Consider the following 2,974-nt stretch of genomic DNA (forward strand, 5'->3'; position numbering starts at 1 on the left):
TGGCAAAAGCTGGCCAAAATGATTGTGCAACCAAAACAAGTTCATGTGCGGGTACAGCAAAAGAAGACAACCAATCCGATGCATTCGTGGTCGTTCCTAAAGGACTATGTGGCAAATTATCAGGTGGTAATACTCAATCATCATAATTGAGCTGCTTAGTATGGTGAGCTGGCATTCAGCTCACCTCCACTTCTTGTTAGGAGAATCGTTGTGACTCAAACTCTTCACCCCAACGCAGGGGTTGGCCTTAGAACACCGCACTTGGACTTCTTTAGCCAAAATCCAGCCTTAGTAAGTTGGTTAGAAGTTCACAGCGAGAACTACTTCTTAGCTCAATCACCGCAACGCCAACAACTCAGAGAAATTCGTCACGCACACAACATCAGTTGTCACGGTGTTGGGTTGTCGCTAGGTTCTGTTGAGCGCATCAACCAACATCATCTTGTGCAATTAAAAGAGCTCATTGATGATATCGAACCCTTCTTAGTTTCTGATCATCTCAGTTGGAGTCAGGCAAGTGGTCATTACTTCAATGACTTGTTACCGCTGCCTTATACCGAAGAAGCGCTAGAGGTCTTTTGTCGCAATGTCATCGAGGTACAAGACAGCCTGCAACGCCCTATGCTGATTGAGAACCCATCGAGCTACCTTGCCTTCAAGCATTCAACCATCCCAGAGTGGGAGTTTTTAGCCGAGGTACAGAGGCGCACCGAGTGTCGTCTACTGCTCGATTTCAATAATATTTTTGTCTCATCTTTTAATCATGGCTTCAGCTGTGAAGAGTATCTAAGTGGAATACCGGCAGACAAAGTGGAAGAGATTCACTTGGCAGGTTTCACTAAGAAGAAACTCGAGCAAGGTGAGATCTGGATAGACACCCACAGTAAACCTGTCTGTGATGAAGTGTGGCAACTTTATACTCAGTGGATAGCAAAGCACAGCTCTCGCCATACCTTGATTGAGTGGGATCTAGATATCCCAGAGCCACAAGTCTTATTGGCTGAAGCAACCAAAGCCAGTGACATCTTGTATCAACACGACAAGTTCAATCAAAGGAGTCGCGCATCATGAGCTACTCCCTATCTGATGTTCAATCAGAGTTTGCTAACGCCCTACGCTACCAAAACAGTGGTGAGCATTGCGATATAGTGAGCGACCACTTTACTGATGAACAGCGCATCCAGATTTATCGCAATAACTTTGTGATTAGCTTGAGTGAGGTACTCGCTGCAACCTACCCACTTACCGAGATGTTAGTCGGCGAAGAGTGCTTCCAACAGATGGCTCGTCAACATGTCTTAAGTTATCCATTAACCTCTGGTGATGTCAGTGGTTACGGTGAACACTTTGAACAAACCATCCAAGCCTTTCCTGCGGTTATTGAGGCTGCACCTTACCTTTGCGAAGTGGCTATTTATGAATGGAACAAAGACAGCTTGATGAGAAGCGTTTCAGAATCAAAAGCCGACCAACGTCCTCTTGCTGGTTTAGCTGATGTGCCACCAGAGCAACAAGGCGCTTTAGTCTTTCATCTCAAAGATTCAATAACGCTCATTAATTCTAACTATACGATTATCGCGCTTGAACGCGCTATCTATCAGCAACAACTCGATGGGTTAGACATCAACCAACCTGAGTTTGGGGTGTTAATACGAGCCGATAATTCTCAGATTGATAGTCATCACTTGAGTGAAGAATGCCATCAGCTACTTCGCGAATTTCAATCAGGCCAAATGCTCGTAGCGATAGCCCCTTCATTACTACAACATCTGAATACTGTCATGGCGCTTAACGTCATCTCAGGCTTTTCAATCAATGCCGAATTGGAGACATAATATGGATAACAACACAGTCACAAACATGATGGCTCAATACGACAGTTTGATTGAGAAATCACAAGCACTCTTTGTTCCGGTGCTACTGCTATTTTGTCGCCTATGGGTAGCGTGGGTATTCTTTAATTCTGGCCTAACCAAGATAGCGACTTGGGATAGCACCCTTTACTTGTTTGAGTTGGAATACCAAGTGCCACTGTTACCTTGGGAGTTAGCCGCCTACATGGGCACCGCAGCTGAATTGATTCTGCCGGTATTCTTAGCGCTTGGTCTATTAACACGACCTATGGCAGCGGTGCTGTTCGTTTTCAATATCATTGCGGTTGTGTCTTACCCAGTGTTATGGGCGCAAGGCTTCTATGATCATCAGTTGTGGGGATTAATGATTCTTATCGTTGTCGTATGGGGCGCTGGGCCATTCTCACTTGATAGAATTTTGAAAGCGCAGTTTAGAGGTTAGAACGAACTTTCATTCGCACTAAATTGATATACCCCAAAATGCAAAAAACCACTCAATTGAGTGGTTTCTTTTTAACTGGGATAAACTACTTATTCAGAAAAGCTTGTAGCTCTTCAGCAGAGATACCTTGCTCGGCTAGCTCTTTTGCTAGTAGCTGAACCTGCTCACCCTTACGAGACTCTACCACACGCTGAAATTGGTAAATGATGTCTCGCAAAGTATCGATTGGAACTTGTTTTGCCGCACTGCGAATACGCTCTTCACTTTGGTTGCCTAGCTCTTTAAGCAATTTACCAAACATGACCTTTTCAGGTGCATCTTCCATTTGTTCTAAGACGCGCGCCATTTCGTAGGTTGTTAATGACATTACAGTATTTTCCGTTGGGGACTAACGTTTCAATGAGTGACAAATATACCATGTTTTAACGTTTCGCAAACCGCCATTTGTATATTTTGTCACCCTTGAGACTTACGCCTTAGCAAACGTCGTGTGCCACGACTTGCCTGCTTTGCTCGCAAGCACTAACAACGCAGGAACAATAAGGAACATTTGCAGCGCAATCATCACTTGAGACGTTAAATCAAGGCGTTGCATGGTACCAACAAGCAGCCCTGAGCCACTCATTTGGAACAAGCCAAGCAGTGCAGCAGCTGTGCCCGCACGGTCACCGAAAGGTTC

The 2,974-nt window shown here is 44.9% G+C and carries 5 protein-coding genes and 1 pseudogene; 4 read left to right on the forward strand and 2 right to left on the reverse strand.

Features of this window, described 5'->3' with window-relative positions; translation table 11 throughout:
- From AB4496_RS15650 to AB4496_RS15665, 4 genes are all read left to right on the forward strand, one after another.
- Nucleotides 1-146 (forward strand): DUF2282 domain-containing protein (locus AB4496_RS15650; RefSeq protein WP_372131322.1); only part of this gene is annotated, 146 nt, incomplete at its 5' end.
- 64 nt (nt 147-210) lie between these two features.
- Entirely contained in the window at nt 211-1,071 is an 861-nt protein-coding gene (locus tag AB4496_RS15655; RefSeq protein ID WP_009848184.1) for a DUF692 domain-containing protein, read from the forward strand.
- The gene (locus AB4496_RS15660) at nt 1,068-1,835 is read left to right on the forward strand and encodes a DNA-binding domain-containing protein (protein ID WP_009848183.1); all 768 of its coding nucleotides are present in this window, start codon (nt 1,068-1,070) and stop codon (nt 1,833-1,835) included. Before AB4496_RS15655 ends, AB4496_RS15660 begins: the two co-directional genes overlap by 4 nt.
- Before the next feature lies 1 nt (nt 1,836).
- Entirely contained in the window at nt 1,837-2,295 is a 459-nt protein-coding gene (locus AB4496_RS15665) for a DoxX family protein (protein WP_009848182.1), read from the forward strand.
- An 85-nt stretch (nt 2,296-2,380) separates the two neighbouring features.
- Here the strand turns inward: AB4496_RS15665 and AB4496_RS15670 are convergent, their stop codons facing one another.
- Together AB4496_RS15670 and AB4496_RS15675 are read right to left on the reverse strand one after the other, a co-directional pair.
- Nucleotides 2,381-2,662, reverse strand: coding sequence for a hypothetical protein (locus AB4496_RS15670; RefSeq protein WP_009848181.1), 282 nt, complete (start codon nt 2,660-2,662; stop codon nt 2,381-2,383).
- 102 nt (nt 2,663-2,764) lie between these two features.
- Nucleotides 2,765-2,974: pseudogene (locus AB4496_RS15675) on the reverse strand (Bcr/CflA family drug resistance efflux transporter); the annotation flags it as partial.

Origin of the sequence: Vibrio sp. 10N.222.46.A1 (genome assembly GCF_041473595.1) — a bacterium.
In the GTDB taxonomy this organism is placed as follows: domain Bacteria; phylum Pseudomonadota; class Gammaproteobacteria; order Enterobacterales; family Vibrionaceae; genus Vibrio; species Vibrio tasmaniensis_A.